Source organism: Nitrospira sp. BLG_2 (genome assembly GCF_049222245.1).
Map to the genome: position 1 here is coordinate 1 of NZ_JBLYIG010000250.1, position 1,743 is coordinate 1,743.

Below are 1,743 nucleotides of genomic sequence, written 5' to 3' on the forward strand. Positions count from 1 at the left end.
CAGACACGAACGCCAGCGTGCAGCCGATGAGCAGGTGATACGTAGTTGAGACTTTCACGAGAGTTGGCCGACTTTCATCCACCTTCATTATATACAGGGCCGCCCACAATGGAAGAAGTTTCGGGCCACATGATCAAGATAGCTCCATAGGCGAGCAGCTTTCCGCTATGATAGGCTCTACTTCCGCAAAAATTATGAATGCAGTTTGACTCATGTCGGATCCGACTACACAGACACCCCTCTTGGCTTTCACCGAATCTCAGATGGTGAAATTTGTCCGCGCTCAGGCCTGGCCGGACTATCGAGCCACGCAAATCATGCGCTGGCTGTACCAACGACGAGTGCGGATGGTGACCGAGATGACAGATCTTCCCTTGCACACTCGTTCGATATTATCTCGATCCACCAAGGTCGGTCGCTCTCCCAATGCGACAGTCCTATCCTCACAGGACGGAACGCGCAAATTGCTGTTCGCGCTTGATGACGGCATGACGATTGAGTCCGTACTGATCCCGGATGACGAAAGACTGACGCTCTGCGTATCAACACAGGTCGGGTGTCAGTTGGATTGCAGCTTTTGCCTGACCGGAAGAATGGGACTAAAGCGCAACCTCAAGCTCCATGAAATCATTGACCAAGTCTTAACGGCGCAAGATTTGTTGAGTATCGGAGAACGTCTGACCAACCTTGTGTTCATGGGGATGGGAGAACCTTTAGCCAATCTGGACACGCTGAAAGCTGCGGTGACCGGGCTGACGAACAAGCCGTGGGGTCTCGGGTGGTCGCGTCGACGCATTACGGTTTCGACAGCAGGACTGGCGTCTCGCTTAGGAGAAGTCGCTGGCCTTGGGGTGAATCTGGCTGTCTCTCTCAATGCAACGACCGAAGAGCAACGCCGCAAGTTAATGCCTGCGGCGAGCGAACTGGCCTCTCTAAAAGCACTCCTCGCGGCCTGCCGCCGCTATCCACTCGCTTCCCATCAACGACTGACATTTGAATATGTCCTGCTGGCCGATGTGAATGATCAGCCAAGTGATGCCCGGCGACTTGTTCAGTTACTGAAAGGCATGCGATGTAAGGTCAATCTGATTCCGTTCAACGAATTTCCAGGCAGTCATTTTCGTCGCCCATCGCAACAGAGCGTTCTCCTGTTTCAGTCGCTCCTTCGTGACGCCGATCTCGATGTGTTCGTGAGAAAGAGCCGCGGGCGAGACGTGTTGGGCGCCTGTGGTCAACTAGGCAATCTCTCCGCCGGTCTTCTTCACCAACCTTGACACCCATCGAACCTCATTGCTAGCATGATCAATTCTCCCATCATGAATAATTCGACTTCTCAATTGGCCTGGTATACCTGTCTTGTCGGAGCGCTTGTCATCTCCGGCCTTCCCACATTTTGCCTTGGAGCAGAACTGAGCGAATACATTCTTTCTAACGGAATGAAGGTGCTGCTTGTTGAAGTCCCCAAGGCACCGGTGGCTACAGTGCAGGTGTGGTACAAGGTGGGATCCCGAAACGAGGTCATGGGCCGGGCCGGACTCTCGCACATGCTCGAACACATGATGTTCAAAGGCACGGTGAAATATCCGAAAGGTTCATTTTCCAGGATCATTCGGAAGAACGGCGGGGTCGATAACGCATTTACCGGGCAAGACTTCACGGCCTATTTCGAAAATGTAGCTGCTGATCGTGTCCCACTGGCTTTGGAACTGGAAGCCGACCGTATGCAGGGTCTGACATTGGATA

2 protein-coding genes are annotated in these 1,743 nt (G+C 53.1%); both read left to right on the forward strand.

Annotated elements, in window-relative coordinates; translation table 11 throughout:
* Window positions 1-212 precede the first annotated feature (212 nt).
* Window positions 213-1,274, forward strand: coding sequence for a dual-specificity RNA methyltransferase RlmN (gene rlmN, locus ACOSYY_RS06880; RefSeq protein ID WP_421661527.1), 1,062 nt, complete (start codon window positions 213-215; stop codon window positions 1,272-1,274).
* Between the two features lie 162 nt (window positions 1,275-1,436).
* On the forward strand, window positions 1,437-1,743 hold a 307-nt coding region (locus ACOSYY_RS06885; RefSeq protein ID WP_526023298.1), incomplete at its 3' end, for a M16 family metallopeptidase.